Here is an 18307-nt window from a genome sequence, read left to right as displayed (position 1 = left end):
GTTTTAATTTAAGTTTGGGTTTAAGGACTGGATGTTTAATGAAATAGGAACCATATAGCTTTCCTGATCAGGTTCTAAGGTAAAGATGTTACCGTTTACGTTTCTTTCGAAAGTTGGTACATTATCTCCGTAAGCTACATAGCGTTTCTGATCCAGGAAGTTTTTTCCCGATGCCATGAACTCCTTACGTCTTTCTGCTTTTACTAATTCCAGAACAGCTGCATCATCACTAAATGAATCAGCGGTATATGGTGTAAAGTTTAAGATTCTATTTTCTAAAAGTGTATTTAAACGACTTAAAGCGCCCGCACGGTCTCCGGTACGTACTTTAGCTTCTGCACTTATTAAATATAAATCAGGGGTTGTTAATCCTGCTTGAACCGTACGTCTGTAGCTTGCATATACGATACTAGGACTAACCGATACACCCGTATACGATTCTGTACTGTGGAATAAAATAAAACGCTGATCATTTTCCTGATCGAATAATTGTAATAAGGGTTCGCCGTAAAATACATTGATGACTTGGTAATCGTCGCGGTGTTCACGATTCCAGACTACATTTTCTGTAGTTGTGGAGTAATCTAAATTCGTTATAGGTAAACCACTCCAGGCATTTCCTTCCGTATTATTTGTAATACCAGTGTAATCGTAAAGGAAATGATACAGGTTTAAAGCGCGATCGGCATAGGTGTTGGCTTTACCGAAATCACCTTTTGTTAAAGCGACCAGAGCTTGAAGTCCATAAATGGAAGCCATACCCGGTCTAAAATTTGCACCGGTATTAATTGGGTTGTTATTCTGTAATAAGTTTTCCGCAGCATCCAGATCTTTTTCGATTTGTGCATACACTTCACCTACACTTTTTCTGGATAATTGAGCCGTAAGGTCTACTTCTAAAGGCATAGGGATTCCCGGAGCATCTGTATTGTTTGCGCTGTAGGCTGCACCGTATTCTGTTACCAGAGAAAACAGCTCATACGCACGTTGAGCTAAAGCTTCTCCTTTAACTCGAGCTCTGTCGGTTTCTAAGCGGTTACCTAAATCAGCGCCATCTACATCCTGTAAAATGGTGTTGAAAGTCATAATCTTACTATAGCGGTCATTCCAGTCGCTATCGGTATAAGAAACGTCATTATACGGTTGTGCATCCCAAACATATTGAAACTGTATAACGGAATTATATCCGTCATAAAAAGCATTAGGTAAGGACACGTCCGGATCCATAAAGGTTAAGTTTCTTGCAGTTTCATCTGCTGCAACATCCGGGTTTTCCAGTAATTTATCAAAATCTTCTACAGTTGTAGGAATGGTGGATCCTGTAGGGTAAACATCTAAAAACTCATCTGGATTACAAGCGCTTAGTATGCCTACAAAAAGGGTATATATTAAAATTTTGTATTTCATAATTCTTAAGTGTTAAAATGTAGCTCTAAACCCTAGAGTAAAGGATTTTAAGTTCGTATAATAAGATATGTCCTCATACTCAACGTTTGATGTAATTCCTTGAATCATCGCTTCAGGATCTAAGTCACGTTTATTTTCTGTCCATAAAAATGGATTTGTAGCTTGGAATGTAAATCTTAAGTTGCTAAAGAAGGTTTTATCGGTAACCGCTTGTGGTATGGTATATCCAAGAATTAAATCTCTTACTCTTATGTATCCACCAGGAAGGATGTTGTCCTGAGAGTATTGCCAGTACACATCGCCAGCACCTGTTCTGCTTTCATTTTCTCCGTTATAAGGGTTTTCACCGTTATAAGATAATTTTGGAATTCTTGTGTTTTCCTCATCCCCAGGCTGCATCCAGCGGTTTTTCCATACGCTAAACATGCGGCTGTTTCTGGCATCGTAACTTCTGCCGTAGTTGTGGTTAAATACATTACCAAACTTGTAAACCAAATTAGCTGTAAGGTCGAAGCCTTTAAATCTGAAGGTATTTGATAAACCACCGTACCAAGGGGCTATTAATACGCCTTGTTTTATTAATTCGTCCTCTGATTCGATACCGTCGTCCCAGCGTTTTGTGGTACCGTCTGTATTGTATAATAAAACATTACCCGCGTTATCTAAACCAGCATAGTTATAACTCCAAACGTTATATAATGGCTTTCCTATTTCGTATTTACCATTACGTACAATATCTCGGGTATCTTGTTCAGCGATTTCTAAAGCAGTTACCTCATTCTTGTTGTAACTAATATTGGCACTTATGCCCCAGTTAAAATCTTTCCCTCTGATGATATCGGAATGCAGTGTTAACTCCACACCATTATTTGTCATAGAAGCATAGTTAATCTGTGCACTTGAAAAACCGTTAGTAGGATCTAAAGCACGGTTCCCTAAAAGGTCGGTACTGTTTTTCATGTAGTATTCAATAGTTCCTCCCAGACGATTCTGAAATAACCCAAAATCCAGACCTAAATTCGTTACATAAGTTTGTTCCCAGCGTAATTGCGGGTTCGGAGGGCTAGTAATGTCTAAATAATCATAATTAAGTCCGTAAGCATAGTTGTATGGTCTTGCTTTAGCGTAAGGTGAAGAACTTTCGCTGGCATTTCCGTTTACCCCTATAGTAGCTCTTAGTCTTAAGCGGTCTATCCAGCTTGCTGTTAAAAAGTCTTCTTTATCTATATTCCAGGCTACCCCGGCAGACCATAAAGGTTTGTATCGGTATTTCGGGTCGCTACCAAAAAGGTTTTTTTGGTCGATACGGAAACTACCATTTACCACATATTTATTGTCGAATTCGTAGGCGCCGTTAGCATACCAGGACATCTCACGGTTATCTGATTTTCCGTTAGTAAATGCAACACCTTCATAGTATCTAAAACCTCTCCAGTCTCTGTATTCACGTCCGGCTAAAGCAACTTCATCTACAGGTACATATGTGGTTAATTGTTTGTCGTACCCATATTTACGGTCTTTTACACCATCTGTGGTTCTTCTGGTAATATCAGCACCGGCAAAAAGTGTGATTCCATGTTTGCCATATTGTTTATCGAAGTTTAAGGTATTTCTAAAATACCAGGCATCGAAACCGGTTCTAGTATACTCGTATCGCGTGCCTACAGGCAACTGAAATACACCGTCTACATACAGTTTACTAATCCGGCTGCGTTGTTCATAATGGTCCATCGACTGATATTCATCTACCTGCGTATATCCTTTTTCGTATTGGAAATTGGAGTTGAATTCCAGGCCGTCAATTAGTTCGGCTTTTAAGCCAAATCTTGAGCGGATATTTACGTTTTCACGGTTGTTGTCGTTCGCACGAATTTGATCTAATTCGTTGTAGAATTCTGAAACTCCTGTTAGATCTGTACGTTCCTGAGTGGCCCATTTGTGGTAATATGGAGAGTATTGGATAGTGTTTCCATTTTCGTCTACTAAGGCATTGTAGGCATCATCATTTTTCATTGAGCGGAAGTCTACACCGTTATTTGTTGCATGTGTTAATGTGGCAATTAAAGCTGCGTTAAATTGAATTTTGTCGTTAAAACGATACGTATCGTTGATAGTGAAAATTAAACGGTTATCGGCATTGCCAATAGCAGCATCTCTGTTTTCGTTATACACTAAAGAGGCATAAGTTGAGTTGTTTTTACTTCCGGTAGCTAAGGATACATTATAGGTAGTAGACGTAGCATTTCTTAATAAGTATTTTTCCCAGTCGTTACTTGCACTGCGTTGACGTAGGGAATTGATGTAGTTGTCGAATTGCGATTGTGTCCATACATCGCCGTCAGGTGCCATACCTAATTTATATACTAAAGCTTCGTTAACTAAAGTGAATGCATTAGAATTGTTTAGGTAGGTATTAAAAGTACTTTCGTTTACCCAGTTCTTGTCGTACATTTCCAATTCTATATCAATCTGATCACTTGAGTTAAGTAAGCCCATATCGTCGTAATCAATTTTGTTAGTAATGGTAGTAAAAGCAGAAGCGTTGACGGATAGTTTTTGATCTGTTTTCCCTTTTTTAGTAGTAATAACGATTACACCATTACTGGCACGAACCCCCCAGATAGAAGCTGCAGAAGCATCTTTTAATACGTTTATAGATTCAACGTCTTCCGGGTTAATAGAGCTCAGCGAATTGTCTTGAATAGGAAAGCCGTCTACAACAATTAGAGGTTGGTTATTAAGGTTGATAGAGCTGCCGCCACGTACCGTTACTTCTCCGGCCTGATTTATACTTAAACCGGCAACTGTACCTTCTATACGCTCTAAAATGTTTAAAGACGCCGGGCGCATTTGAATTTGAGCCTCTGTAACCTGAGAGAATGAACCTGTAACGCGCTCCTTGTCTAAAGTCTGATACCCTGTTACAACTACTTCTTCAAGACTGTTAACTTCTTCTTTTAAAGTAATGCTAAGATTACGTAAATCGGAATAGTTGGCTAGTATAATTTTTTCGGTATGAAATCCCATATAACTGAAGATGATTTCAGTAGTTGTTTTAGGAACATTAATATCGAAAACCCCATCAATATCACTGGTAGCACCATAAATGGCATCTCCGGTAGTAATTGTTACCCCTGGTAAAGGCATACCGGATTCGTCTAAAACAGTTCCTGATACTTTTATGAAATTTTGGGGATTAACTGAAGATTGTTTGTTTTCTTTTAAAGGTATTTCTGCCGATTTAAGAACAATTTGTGAATCGTGTACGTTGTACTGTACATTGGTATTGATGAACATTTTGTTTAAAATGTTGTCAATTTTTTCCTGATTCGCTTTTAAGTTAATTTTTCGGTTTAAATCTATTTCATCCGATTTGTAGAAGAATTTAAACTCAGACGTCAATTCAATCTCATCGATAATAGTGCTAATGGTAGCGTTTTTAAACTCTAAGGTTAGCTTTGTTTTTTGTGCGTAATTATCGTTGGCTTTTAGCCCGAATATGGCACTGAATAGAAAAACATAGAAAAGCTTCATTTTTAAATCGAGTTTGGGGAAAGTAATTATTCGTAAATAATTATTAAACTTATTTTTCATACTTTTATATCATACTAATTTAATGGTTATTATTTAATCATTTAACAATGCTCCGGGATGTAGGACCAGTACATTCCGGTTTTTGTTTTTTCTTCTTTAAGTTGTGTGTTGTAAGGATTTATCTCATAGGCAATGTTTTTTTAGATATTGGTTTTTTTTGATTAGTTAATGTAAATGGTGTTGTCTTTAATTTCGTATTTAATACCGTAAATCTCTTTAAAATAGGTTAACACTTCGTAAATAGTTTCGTTTCCTAAATTCCCGCTAAAGGTTTGTTTTCCTAATTCACTATTGTTATTCTCTATCGATACGTTATACTTGCGTTCTAATTTTTTAATAACTTCATTAAAGGCTAGATCACGATATATTAGGCGACCATTTATCCAGGCTGTATGCATTAGTGGGTTAACTTTGCTAAGAGCAATGTCGGCATTAGGCTCGTTTTTGTTAACCGAAGCCATCATGCCAGGTGTTAATTTCACGGCTTTGTTAGACTGTGTTGCGGTGAATTCTACACTACCTTCTACCAGTACCACATTGGTGTTGGTTTCGTTATCGTAATTCATAATATTAAATTCGGTTCCTAAAACTTCCACGGTACTGGTACTGGTGTTTACTATAAAGGGATGAAGTTTATCTTTACTTACATCAAAATAGGCTTCGCCATTAAGAAAGACTTCTCTGTTGCCTTTATTTATGAAGTGAACGGGGAATTTAATTGAGGTTCCGGAGTTTAAATGTACTTGTGTTCCGTCCGATAAAACCAGTTGAAATGTTTTACCATGTGGGACGTTTAAGGTGTTATAGCTTAATTTGTTGTCCTCATGGTTTAGATATGTAATATGATCGGAGTTCTGACTGGCTACAAGAGTACCGGTGCTGTCTGTAACTTGAAGTGTTTCATTTAAATGAATTTCTTTAATGCTGCCATCTTCAAGCTCCAATGTAATAGCTTCCGATTTGATGTTTAAAGTTTCCGATTTAAAAAGCAGTGGTTTTAAACCAAAAAAGCTAACCGTTAAGGCAACAACCAGTATGGCTGCGTATTTAACATAACTTTGCCATAGTTTAGGTGTTTTGTCTTGTATATTTAAATCGGATTTTAATTTAAGGAAATCGGCAGAAGTGTTGGTTGCGTTTAAAAGTTCTAAGGCTTCTTCAACTAAATCGTCTGCTATAATGTTATTAATTAATTCGCGTTCTGGAGTGGTTAGGTCTAGTCGATCTAAAATGCTATAGTCGTTACTACCGGAAAGTGTAGTTAAAACATGTTTTATTTTGTCTATAGATTTCATTTGGTTGATGTTTTTTATTTAATGTTAAAGAAAAATTAAAATAGGGTGACAAAAAGGTTAAATTTTTTTTGTGTAACGAAAATTGCATTTTGCAAACGAATGTCTATTTTTGAGACTATGATATCGTAATTTATGCCTGGAATAGACTTGAATACTTTTGAAACCATGTTTCGCGAAAACTATTCGTTTTTGTGTTTAACTGCGTTTCAAATTACTAAAGATCAGGATATTGCCAAAGATGTTGTCCAGGAATTTTTTACCCAATTATGGCAAAACAGAGACCGGACTGTAATTTCCACAACCTTTCAGGGGTATGCTTATAAAGCCGTTCGAAATTTAAGTTTACAGCATCAAAATAAAATCAAAAAAAATATTTCATTAGAAGATCATAAACATACCGATAGGGTAGAACATGTCGATTTTGATGAAAAGGATAATACTAAAAGACGGCAGTTAACTTTAAACCAGTTGTTGCAGCAACTTCCCGAAGCCCGCCGAAATATTTTTCTAGCTTACACAGTAGAAGGTTTGTCTTATGCGCAGATAGCAGAGGCAAAAGGCGTGTCTATAAATACGGTGAAAACTCAAATGAAACGAGCTTATGCATTTTTAAAGGAAAATGCCTCTAAGGATATGCTGGTTTTGGTTTTACTCAGCATTATTATGAAATAAAAGTGCTTAAAACGGATATCCGATAGCAAAATTAAATACGGTTTCTTTGTACTGAAAATTAAATTGCTTCTCATCGAGTGCCGGATCGTGCACCGGAGCGGCAAAATCAAATCGTATTACAAAGCCCTGCACATCTACACGTAAACCGGCACCAACTCCAATTCCCAGTTCCGACATAAAGTCTGAGGAAAATTTACTTCCCGGCTGAGCTTCATTTTCTTTAGAGTTCCATACGTTACCTGCATCTACAAACAAGGCGCCTTTTAAGTACGAAATCAGTGGGAACCGGTATTCTAAGTTGGCTTCAAGCCTGATATTTCCGGTCTGATCTACATAATAATTATCACTACTGGTTTCGTCGTAATAAGTTCCGGGGCCTAGCGAGCGGATTCTAAAGGCTCGCACACTGTTAGGTCCTCCGGCAGAATATTGTTTTATATAGGGCATTAATTCGGAATTTCCGTAGGGCATGCCATATCCAGCAAACAGGCGGGTTGCTATTTTCTGGTCTTTCTTAAAGTTAAAGTGGTAGCGGAAATCGACATCAACTTTTACATACTGGGCATATTCCAGTCCTAAAAATGTTTTGGGGTTTTCACCTTGATCCTTACCAAATAAACTTACCAGATTACCGGCTAAGTCTAAAGTTGTATTGACGTAAATCTGATGTTTTTTATTTACATCTACCATTTCGTTATACGTAAAGGCATAGTTTAATCCGGCTATAAACTGCTGTTCGAAACTTTCTTCCAGATACGGGTTGTCTATTAGAATCTGGTCGAATTCAGGTGTGGTTTCCATCAGGTTGTTATAATTAATGGAAATAGGAGTAAATTGATGTGTAGTAAAGCGGTTTTCATTCCATAAATATCCAAATTCGGCTGTTCCCGACAGTAGTGTATATAAATCTGTACGGCTTAAATAATCAATGCTTAAACTGGTTTTAGTTTTCGGAATAGAATATTTAAAAAAGCTATTGCTAATAGTCACAGGAAAAAGTACTTTAGGAAATAGTAATTCGGCTTTTAGCCCTAATGCAATGTTGCTGGCAGGCTTTTCTGAGCTTTTAGTTCCCACCTGAAATTCGTAACCTACATTGGTGCTCAGGTTAAAAATTTCGCCGCCTCTAAAAAGGTTTCTGTCGCTGTAAGTCAGCTCTAAAGCCGGGCCGGCAAAACTGTTTGATTTTGTTACGGCCTGCAATTCGGCTTTTATAGCACGCTTGTTTAATGGCGATAAAAATATATTGGCATGTAAAATACCAGTGCTATCAGTTAGAAGGCTGTCTTTTTCTTCGTATTGTATATTGATATACTTATAGGTTCCTATAGTTGAAAGTCTTCTGGCGGTATTTCTGGATTCTTTCGGGTTGTAATAATCTCCTTCTTTAAGTGTGATAAACGGATCCAGGTTTTTGGGTTTAAAAAAGGATTCGGTTTCGATGAAATTTTTATTGTTAAATCGAATAGTGTCTTTAGGTATGGAGTCGTTTTTAATGTCATAATTCGTATAAACATTAATTTTACTCACTTTATATGGGACGACGGATTTTTTAGGAATCGCCTGTTTTAATCTTAAATACAAATCGAATTTTCTGTCTTTATAACGGGTGGTATCGGCTTCGAAAATCAGGAAATCTGGATTAAAATTGTAATATCCCACATTCTTTAGATCGTTGTCTATGCGCAGGCGTTCTTTTTTTAGATATTCCAAATCAAATCGTAAATCTGGTTCGAATTCAGTTTTAGTTATGCTTTTTTGAATGGCACTAAAAATTGGTTCCTGCAATGTGTCTAGCTGATATGTGGCCAGCTTATACGGTTGTTTTATGGAAACATCGTAAAGAGCTTTTGCGGTTTTCTTTTCGTCATTGTCTTCAATAGTCGACGATGCTGTACTGTAAAAGAACCCGTGATTTTCCAGTCTGTTTACCAGAATGTCTTCAACATCGTAAGTTTTAACATCTGATTTGTAAACCGGTTCTTCTCCAATCTTTTTGTATAACCAGCGGTTTAAAAATCCGGGATTTTCTTTTTGTGTTTTGTAGTAATAATACAGACCGAAGTATTGCCCTAGAACTTTTGAATTGGGTTCTGGTCTTAAAACTTTTTCCAGTTCAGATTGCAGTTGACTTTGGTTTTCAATTACAGAATCTGTCACAATATTTACATCGCCTCCGGTGTAAAGCAGTTCGTCTTCAGGAATGTATTTGGTAATACTGCAGGATTGTAACAGGAATAAAATAAATACAGCCAGGTATATTATTCTGTTTGAATGAAACAGAAGCTTAAAGACTGTGGTATTTCGTGTATTTAAGTTGGCGCTCATTTATTCGTCTTTAGCCTTTTTGTTCTTTTCGTTCTCTGCTTTTTGTGCTTCGCGTTCCTTGTCGGAATGAAACATGGCTGCCCATAACTCCTGAAATTCGTTAAATTCCTGAGTAAATATCAACGCCAGACCACTCACTATGGTTTGTCCGTCGATAACCGATTCGAATTCATTTTTCTGAAAAGCTTTAAGTCTGTATTTTCCGGAAGGTGTAATCAGATATTCCAGACTAACATCTCCAATCAGCGGTGCTTCTTCCCCGGTAGGATCGCTGCCTTCAATATCTACCGCGCTCCCTACACGTACAATAACCCTATCGTTAAATAATTTCTTTTGAGCCGCGACATCCAGTTGGGTGCGTTGTTCGGGAGAGCTGCCCTGATAGTCAGTAAAACTGTTCAAACCAAAATCTAATTCCAACCCTGTATTGCCAAGTAATTTATCCGAAAACATATTAAGCTGATCGGAAAGTGCATCGTTTAAATTATCTCTGGCAATAGAAGCAAATCCGCCATCGCTACCATCACTACCGGATTCCGGATAAAATCGACTCATAACCAATAAGGAAAAAACCTGCCTGTTAAGTTCGCCTTCCTGCTGGTTTACCTGTTGCACGCGGCCGTAAACCTGTCCGCCAATAGCGCCTTGTTCGTCTTCGGGCATATCCAGTTTAAATGAAATTTTAGGATGCATTAATTCTCCATCGATATTCAAATACACCTGAAAAGGCAGGACTTGCTTGTATTTGTTTTTTACCGCAGGATCGGATCCTGAAATTTGGGATGCCATTAATGGGGAAGAAGACGTTTTAATATCGTAAAGTGCTTTTACACTTAAATTCGCATCCAGCGGATTGCCCGACCAGGATACACGACTTCCGGGAACCAGTTCGAATTTGCGGTTTACTAGTTGGTATAAGCTCATTTCATAATGTCCGCTATCTACCGTATACACTCCGGAAAGATTCATACGGCCATTGGTGTCCATAGTAAATACAAATTCGCCATCTCCGGATGTTTGAAAGTTGTCTCCGGTATTTTCGTCTAACACCAGCGTCATAACTGCTTCTTTCGGTATGGCAAAGTTAGCTTTTACATCAAATCCGGTAACCGTACTGGCTTCTTCTACTTCTCGGGTTAGAATGGCATCGGGGTTGTTTCTATTTACAAAGATTACCACGCCATCGCGTTCTTCAATATTAACTGCCGAGGAAGGCATCACATAAGTAACATTCGATTCCGGGTTTACCGATGCATTTAAATTCACTACAGGAACATTTAAATCTCCTGTAATAGTGCCTTCGGTGTTAAAAGACAGAATACCGTAAAGCATGTCGTTTTCTTCCGGAGTTGCATTTAATACCTGAAAGTCTTTGGCGCTTATGTCTAAATTAAATGTAGGGTTGCTAAAATCTTCAGTTCCAATGTATCCATTAAAAACCAAAGCGCTGTTGTTGTTATCCAGAATGGTGAAGTCGGACATTGAAATGCCTTGGTTGTCAATGTTTATTGTTTCGTTTTCCAGAACGAAATTGGTGTTCAGTTTGGTTACGGTAAAATTAGCAGTGTTAAAATCTAAATTTCCGTTGTACTGTGGGGCAGATGTTGATCCACTTAGACTGAAATGACCACTCAGGCTACCTGAGGAATTGCTGAGCTCTCCCAGTGAAAGTCCTTCTACAGCCTCCATTTTTATGTCGTTAATAGCCATGTCGACAGTTATATTCGGGTTGTCTTTAGAGGCAACATAATCTCCGGTAATATCAATATCGACATCGCCGCCTTTAGTCTTTATATTAAAGTCGTAGGTTTTATTATTACCTGAGTTTCCGATGAGACTAAGTGTGCCTAGATCGGCATTCAGAATTTTAAACTGATTTATTTCCAGATCGGCCACGTAGCCCTGGTCTTCAAAGGGATTATGGATAGTGAAATGACCATTTAGCTGGCCCTGAGCCAATTCTTTATCAGGATTGAAGTAGGATAGTAATTCTTTTAATCCGAAACTAGTGTACCTGATGGTGAGTTCTTCCTGAGCATTATTTGTTTTAGACGCATTGGTAAGTTCCAGAGCCTGTTCATTTTTTGAAATTTTAAAGTCTTTAAAATGTAGAGCCTTTGGGGTGTAAACCATTTGATTGCTTTCCGGGATAGTCCATACTTCTTTATTGATAATTAGAGAATCCGGATTCATTATTAATTTCAGGCTGTCTTTTTGGGCGGAAAGTGTAGCTCTTAGTTGCATTAAAAGGTCGTCGTCGTCAAAAGCGGTAAAACCAAGATCTATGTCTTTGCCCGATTTATTTCCAGTAATTGCGGTGCGTTTAATGGAAATAGGACCGGAGTTAAAGGCTTTAAAGCCTAAATTGAAATCGAATTTGTCAGGATTCGTGGCTATGCTTAAAGCCAGGCTGTCCAGTTCGTTGTCGCTGTAATTTATGTGAGGCGCTGTGATGTTGGCGTTTAGAATTTTTTTATCCTGAATAAAATCCAGATTGAGATCTATAGTGTCTATATCTTTTAAATTTAGAACGAATACATCGTTTAAAAGTGCACTCTGACTCAGCTTACCTTTAACTTTAATATTAACTGGTTTTACATTTTGTGTACTGTCTGTAAAGGTTGAATCTTTATAAAAATAACTTTTAAGATGGTTTTGTAATGCGGTACTAAACGTCTGCGGATTCGTGTTCGATTCCAGTTCTAGATTCAATAATTTGTTATTGACAAAGACGTAAGTTGTATCTGGTTCAACATGAGCGTTTGCTACCAGATCTCCAAGCAGGAAGGTTTTTTTATTGTATACAAACACACCGTCGTCTATATTGCTTTGCAAATCAAAATTATCGCCATTTCCTTTAAAATCGGCGTGTAATTTTAAACCGGCGCGCACATCGCGTTGCATAAGACCTAAAGCCTGGAGGTTAATACCTATAAGATTTAGATCTACAATAACCTCCGGCGCTATAGAATCTAAAACCAGATGGCTCTTTAATTCTAAATTAATATTGTCGTCTTTATAGGAAGAGGAGATATCTCCGGAACCATTATTAAGTTCCCCGGTAATTGGTAAGTCTGTAATCTGATAATTTTGAAGTTTGAAACTCGAAATTTTCGCATCTAATACAGCATCCAAATCGTTAATAGAAGTCCCTTTTCCGCTCGCTTTTAACGAGAGACTTAATGGGCCTAGTTGGTCGTTTTGAAGCAATTCATTTAGTTTATATTCGTCAATTTTTATTTCGGTGTCGAAGGCCATGCCTTTAGAGCTGTTGTAATACCCTTCTAAGGAAACAAGGCCCTGTGAGGTTTCGAGTCTGGCGTTGGTTTTAATGTTTGTTAAGGTGCCATCCAGAGTACCGTTTAGTTTAATAAAATCCGGAAGTTGTATTCCAAGGTCTTGCTCGTTGGCAAATTTTAGTAAATCATCTTTAAGCATTTCTGCCGAAAACGGATTAATATGTAATTCCAGTTGCTCTGTGTCTGTAACATTTTGTATGGCTCCGTTGGCTGAAATCTGAGTGGTTTTACCCCAGTTTAAACCGGTGTTTGTTAACTGGATATTGGTTAAGTCGCCCGAAGCATGTAAATGTCCGGTTACGGGCTTCTGACTTAAACTGTCTAAATAGGGATTGGTTTTTAGCTCGGGCTGAAAGCGAAATAAATCGTTTAAATCGAGCTGTAAGTTGTTTAAATTTAATGCTATTTTTGATTGTTCCGGAGTAGTTGTTAAGTCAGACAATGAAGCGTATGTTATTTTACTTTCGCCGGAAAGGGTATTATTGTTTAACGATAAAAATATGTCTTCCAGATTGAGATTGTTGTCTGTAACTTTTAGCGTAAAATTTGCTTTGTTTAATTGAATACCTGATGCTTCTTTAAATTGAAACTGGTTAAGAGTTAAGCCTGCGGTTTTATTTTTTAAATAAATCTGTTCGCCGTTAAGAGTTAAATGATCAATTTGGATGGCGTTTGCATTGAATGTATTGAACTCTGGTTTTTCGTCATTTACAAAATACCCAATAGCGTTGTTTTCAAAATTTATGTCGGCTATCTCTAATGTTATTTCTGGCCATTCAAAACCTGAATCGGCAGGTGTTGTGTTTTCTGTTTCTGTTTCTGTTTCTGTTTCCGGCTCGTTAGTGCTCTTGGTATTTAATACGATGCTGGAGCCTGTTAATTCAAGTTCTTCCACTTTATAGTGGTTGTTAGTAAGATCTATTTCAGGTATCCGGGTTTGGAAAGTGTTAATGTCTGCTTTTAGTTCTAAACTATCAGCTACAGACAGATAGTTTGCTTTTACATTTTTAAGTTTAAAGTTATCTATTGCCAGGAAGGGGAGGGGTGTAGTCGTTGTATCTTTACTTTCAGAAACAGGACTTTGTATGTAGTTTATGTCTGTGTCTTTTATAGCAGCTTCGGAAACTCTAAAAGTCATATTTTCCAAATCGAACGTGTCCATATCCAACGTTAGATCACCTAAATTAAAACGACTGTCTATACCTAAAACCGCATCATTAAAAACAATTTTAAAATCGTTTAAATGAATGTTTTCAACAATAATATCCATTGGAGCGCTATCGGGTTCAGGCTGCTGAGGTTGCTCAGGTTCTTCTGAAACGAATGCATCAATTAAAAACTGAAAGTTATATCCGCTTATGGAATCGGTTCTAAAGATATTGGCCCGAAGTCCTTCCCATTCCAAAGATTCCACACCTACACCTTTTCCTCTAATAATGGGCCAAAGCGGAGCGTTTGCTTCCAGCGATTTTGAATATATTAAAGTGTCTCCTTTTTGGTCCTCCAAATAAACTCCATCTACTTTTAAGTCGCCCGAAAAGGTTAAAAATAATCGGTTGATTTCAACTTTGGTATGCGTTTTTTCAGAGATAAAGGATGTTACATAACCCACAATTTTATTTTGGCCCCAGGGACTTCTAATAATTAAGACAATAATTAAAAACAGTACAATAAGGACAATGCAAATGGTTCTTAAGATTTTTAGAATCTTAAGTTTTCTATTGTTTTTTTTATTGATTTTTTTGTCGTCCTGCAATCGTCTATAGATTTGGGATTTGTTTAAAATAAGTACACTTATTTAGGTCTTATTCGTTGGAAATGTTTTGTTTAATTCAAAGTGAAAATACAACATAACTTGTAAATAAGTATAATGCAAGGGATGTAATTTTAACTTTAAAAACTTTGAATAAAACTTAAAACAATCTGATTTTTACTCCAGTGTTGTGTGTTTTGTCTTAAAAAGCCAAAAGTAGTTCTTATTTGCGTGGTAATGGTGTAACCCAGGCCTAGAAAAACACGATTTCTGTCTAATAAGTCAACTTCTGTGTCATTCCCAATATCCCGTTGGCCATTTATAAAAACTTCGTCGTAGGCGGTTGCAAACCAGGTTTTAGAGGTTAACAACGTTTTGTTTAAAGGAATGTCGATACCAAAAGCGTATCTGAACCGGGTTCGGAAATCCTGACGTTCTATAAATCGTTGTTCGAACCGGAAGCGGTGACTTAAATAATAGCGGTCCCCGACCTTATGAGGATATCTTATTTCCTGATAAATTCGGTTTTCCTGGTTTTGAGTTTTGCTGGAACCGTAATAACTGGATTTTACATAAGCATAACCCAGTGTAAATTTTAAACGCGTATTGGTAGGCGTGTAATGCACGCCGCTTCGTAATAATAATTGTTCCAGATCTGTGGCTAATTTCCAGTTTCTCAATTGAAAATCACCCTGAAATCCCCAATTGCTATTGTTTAAATCGGCATTAAAGGCATAAGTAAGCCATGAACCCAGAACTTTTTCATTGACTTGTCCCAGTGTTAACTGACTTCCTAAAACATACAAGAGAAATACAAGATATTTAAAGCTCCTCCTCATGAAATGCCGCTGGTGTTAGATTTAATTTAATAGCCGGTGGTTCTTGTAGCTGTAAGCTATTCAAAAATAAGATAATAAAAGGTGTTTATGGATTAATTATCAGAAAATTATGTGCTTTAATTTGTTAATTCTTATTTAATCTACTTTTTTCAGATTTACATTGGTTTATCTTATAGATATTATATATTTAATGCTGCTAATCAATAAGTTTTAAAATGAAAAAAGCCCTTTATTTATCTGTCGGACTATTATTGAGTTATTTTGGTTACGCACAACAATCTGAAGCGGAATTTACAAATGAAATCATAACCGGTTTAATTGAGAAATATAAAAAGGATGTAAGAGGTCCTTATCGCGATATCAGATGGTTTTGTGACGATGGAACAATAAATATGCCTAAGGAACCTTGTGAAGATGGAGGTGTGCAACATGCCCGATACAAGGATGAGGTTATTCGTTTAGGCGATAATAATCATGTGTTTTTTGGTCAGATTCTTGCCTCTACTCCTCAGGAAGACTTTTTGGATGAGGAACGTAATTTTTCCCGACTTAAACAGTATATCGTAGAGAAGTACTTGAAATCGGTAGATGACGGCTGGATTAATCATCGGGCTCAGTTTTATCGCGGTGCCATTCAGGCGGAGGATGAACAGGCCTGGGGAAAGGATTTTTTTACCTGGTTATTAAAAAATGACGCCTATTTGGTTAAGCATTTTTATCTGGTACGTCAGGCGGTAAAGGATATTCCGCATTCCGGCGATAGTAATGTGGCGCAGTTAATGCGAAGTCAGTCTAAAGTGCTGGCCGAAGAGTATGAACCGTTCATGAATTTGCGAATTAAAATTCACGGTCAGCCAGAGAAATCCGATATCGCAAAAGTAAATGCGTTTAAAATTGAACAGGCTGCTAAGTTAACACCGGAACTAAATAAGCAATTAGATGAACTTATGCTCACTATGAACGATTATTTTGAGCCTGTGCGTATAGAGAGTCTTAATGAATTTCTGCCTGCGATAAGCAATACCGATATTAAAGATAAATTGGTTGGGACTATTAATGTTTATAAAAACGAAAACATAGCAACCAAAATAGAAGGTGCTGCCGAAACCATGTGGTACATAAGAACACATATTTTGGAAGAAAAATCTCCAAAAGGACGATTGGCATTATTGGATCTGTCTTTAAAATTGGAACTCTTAATTACGAAGCAGATTAATGAGTATCCGGAAGATAATTTAAAAGACTTACTAAATAAAATATGTTATTTAAGTACAGCCTCTGCTGCTTCCGGATATACCGAAATCTGGGAGTGGAATGATATAAAAGGAGACCTTGTTGTTCAAGATGCAGAAATGATGTCTTTGGAATCTTTAAATGAAGTGCTTGAAGCCGCCAGAAAACAACTGGAATGGGGTACAGGAAAAAACAGTGCTGTATTTGGAGATGTTGTAGAAGTCTACGAAGAATTTGAGCCTTTGGTTCACGGGTTTTTAGACGATAGAATACGCGGTTCCGTAGCACTTGCTTTAGGGAATTGCATAGGGAAATTAGGTGCTTTTATTACCTCGGAATCAGCATTGAATAATCGGGTTTTAAATCTGACGAATCAGAGTCATATTCATGGATTAAATCCGGGGTATGCCAAGGGGAAATTAGTGGTTGTTGAAGGTTCTGGTGAAAATCTGGAAGTGGATCCTAATAATATTTATATTTTCGGAAGGCCTCCTTCCGACTTAAAGCCTATTGCCGGAATTTTAACCGTTTCTGAAGGAAATCTGGTGTCGCATGTGCAGTTATTAGCTCGTAACCTAGGAATTCCTAACGCGGCGATATCTTCTGCTAATGTATCAGAGTTTAAAAAATACAATGGGCAAACGGTTTTTTACGCCGTGTCTAATAAAGGGACTGTAATTATGAAATCGGAACAGGAAATGACAGCCGATGAGAATGCCTTATTTTCTAAAACAGTTCAGAATAAAGATATGATTACAGTGCCGGTGGAGAAAATTAAACTGGATCGTACTACAATTTTAAATCTTCGGGAAGTAAATGCCGAATCATCGGGTATTTATTGCGGGCCTAAAGCGGCAAATCTGGGAGAGTTAAAATCGAATTTCCCCGATCATGTAGTAGAAGGTTTTGTCATTCCATTCGGGATTTTCCTCAATCATATGAAACAGACGATTCCGAATCAGGATATTACCTACTGGGCGTATTTAAATAGCATTTTCGATACAGCCAGAAAAATGCAATCGGAAGGAAAATCATCTAAAGACGTTGAAGCCTATCAGTTAACCGAATTAGCTAAATTAAGACAGCTCATTATAGATATGCCGCTTTTAGATGGATTTATAGCAGATCTGGAAGGTACATTTAAATCGGTATTGGGTACAGAATTGGGCGGAACTCCGGTGTTTTTAAGAAGTGATACCAATATGGAAGATTTGAAAAGCTTTACAGGAGCCGGCTTGAACCTTACACTGTTTAATGTGTTAGACCGTAATAAAATTATCGAAGGCATTAAAACGGTTTGGGCATCGCCTTATACTGAGCGCAGTTTTAAATGGCGCCAAAAGTATCTAACAAATCCGGAGAATGTATATCCGTCTATAGTCGTTATTCCCGGAGTTGATAACGATTTTTCAGGTGTAATGATTACTAAGGGCGTGAGTTCCGGACGTACCGATGCTATTACTGTGGCCTTTAGTCGCGGGGTTGGAGGCGCTGTAGACGGACAGGCGGCGGAAACGTATGAGATTAGTAATGACGGAACTTATGAGTTGATTTCACCATCGCGCGAACCTTCGTATTTGTCTTTACCGGAAACTGGGGGGACACAACGAAATACGACCACTTTCGAAAATCCTATTGTTAGTCATGACCATATCAATGAGATTAATGCATTTAGTAAGGAGTTGGTGAAAAATATGAGTGAGAAGGGAATTCACGGTCCGTATGATGTGGAGCTTGGTTTCAAAGACAATAAAATCTGGCTGTTTCAGGTGCGGCCTTTTGTAGAAAACAAGAACGCCAGAAGTTCGGCCTATCTGGAATCTATCACACCTGAGGTCGATTTAAATAAAACGATTTCAAATTCAGCCTCACTATAAACACTTAACC

General features: G+C 37.5%; 8 protein-coding genes. 2 read left to right on the top strand and 6 right to left on the bottom strand.

Annotated features, from left to right (window positions below; all coding sequences use genetic code 11):
• Positions 1-3: 3 nt before the first annotated feature.
• From I3217_RS10900 to I3217_RS10890, 3 genes are all read right to left on the bottom strand, one after another.
• Positions 4-1407, bottom strand: a complete 1404-nt coding sequence (locus I3217_RS10900) for a RagB/SusD family nutrient uptake outer membrane protein (protein ID WP_435049789.1) — start codon at positions 1405-1407, stop codon at positions 4-6.
• A gap of 12 nt (positions 1408-1419) precedes the next feature.
• Positions 1420-4941: a SusC/RagA family TonB-linked outer membrane protein gene (locus tag I3217_RS10895; RefSeq protein ID WP_435049788.1), complete on the bottom strand. Its 3522-nt coding sequence runs from the start codon at positions 4939-4941 to the stop codon at positions 1420-1422.
• 221 nt (positions 4942-5162) lie between these two features.
• Entirely contained in the window at positions 5163-6296 is a 1134-nt protein-coding gene (locus I3217_RS10890) for a FecR family protein (protein WP_435049787.1), read from the bottom strand.
• A 132-nt stretch (positions 6297-6428) separates the two neighbouring features.
• On the opposite strand from I3217_RS10890, the gene I3217_RS10885 reads away from it, so the two are divergent.
• Positions 6429-6968: a sigma-70 family RNA polymerase sigma factor gene (locus I3217_RS10885; RefSeq protein WP_435049786.1), complete on the top strand. Its 540-nt coding sequence runs from the start codon at positions 6429-6431 to the stop codon at positions 6966-6968.
• A gap of 6 nt (positions 6969-6974) precedes the next feature.
• Here the strand turns inward: I3217_RS10885 and I3217_RS10880 are convergent, their stop codons facing one another.
• From I3217_RS10880 to I3217_RS10870, 3 genes are all read right to left on the bottom strand, one after another.
• Positions 6975-9296 carry a BamA/TamA family outer membrane protein gene (locus tag I3217_RS10880; RefSeq protein WP_435049785.1) on the bottom strand — a complete coding sequence of 774 codons (2322 nt, stop codon included), beginning with the start codon at positions 9294-9296 and terminating at the stop codon, positions 6975-6977.
• Positions 9297-14207 (bottom strand): translocation/assembly module TamB domain-containing protein, encoded by a 4911-nt coding sequence (locus tag I3217_RS10875; RefSeq protein WP_435049784.1) that lies wholly within the window; start codon positions 14205-14207, stop codon positions 9297-9299.
• 281 nt (positions 14208-14488) lie between these two features.
• Positions 14489-15187: a DUF2490 domain-containing protein gene (locus I3217_RS10870; protein ID WP_435049783.1), complete on the bottom strand. Its 699-nt coding sequence runs from the start codon at positions 15185-15187 to the stop codon at positions 14489-14491.
• Positions 15188-15402: 215 nt separating this feature from the next.
• On the opposite strand from I3217_RS10870, the gene I3217_RS10865 reads away from it, so the two are divergent.
• Complete coding sequence (locus tag I3217_RS10865) at positions 15403-18297, top strand: PEP/pyruvate-binding domain-containing protein (RefSeq protein ID WP_435049782.1); 2895 nt, start codon at positions 15403-15405, stop codon at positions 18295-18297.
• The last annotated feature ends 10 nt before the right edge of the window (positions 18298-18307 follow it).

Source organism: Formosa sp. S-31 (assembly GCF_051172795.1).
In the GTDB taxonomy this organism is placed as follows: domain Bacteria; phylum Bacteroidota; class Bacteroidia; order Flavobacteriales; family Flavobacteriaceae; genus Formosa.
This window is presented reverse-complemented; position numbering and strand designations above follow the sequence as displayed.

Bases quoted from the DNA above. Each gene is read 5' to 3' on its own strand.
- I3217_RS10890 (WP_435049787.1), bottom strand. From the start codon at position 6,296: ATGAAATCTATAGACAAAATAAAACATGTTTTAACTACACTTTCCGGT.
- I3217_RS10885 (WP_435049786.1), top strand. From the start codon at position 6,429: ATGCCTGGAATAGACTTGAATACTTTTGAAACCATGTTTCGCGAAAAC.
- I3217_RS10870 (WP_435049783.1), bottom strand. From the start codon at position 15,187: ATGAGGAGGAGCTTTAAATATCTTGTATTTCTCTTGTATGTTTTAGGA.
- I3217_RS10880 (WP_435049785.1), bottom strand. From the start codon at position 9,296: ATGAGCGCCAACTTAAATACACGAAATACCACAGTCTTTAAGCTTCTG.
- I3217_RS10865 (WP_435049782.1), top strand. From the start codon at position 15,403: ATGAAAAAAGCCCTTTATTTATCTGTCGGACTATTATTGAGTTATTTT.
- I3217_RS10895 (WP_435049788.1), bottom strand. From the start codon at position 4,941: ATGAAGCTTTTCTATGTTTTTCTATTCAGTGCCATATTCGGGCTAAAA.
- I3217_RS10900 (WP_435049789.1), bottom strand. From the start codon at position 1,407: ATGAAATACAAAATTTTAATATATACCCTTTTTGTAGGCATACTAAGC.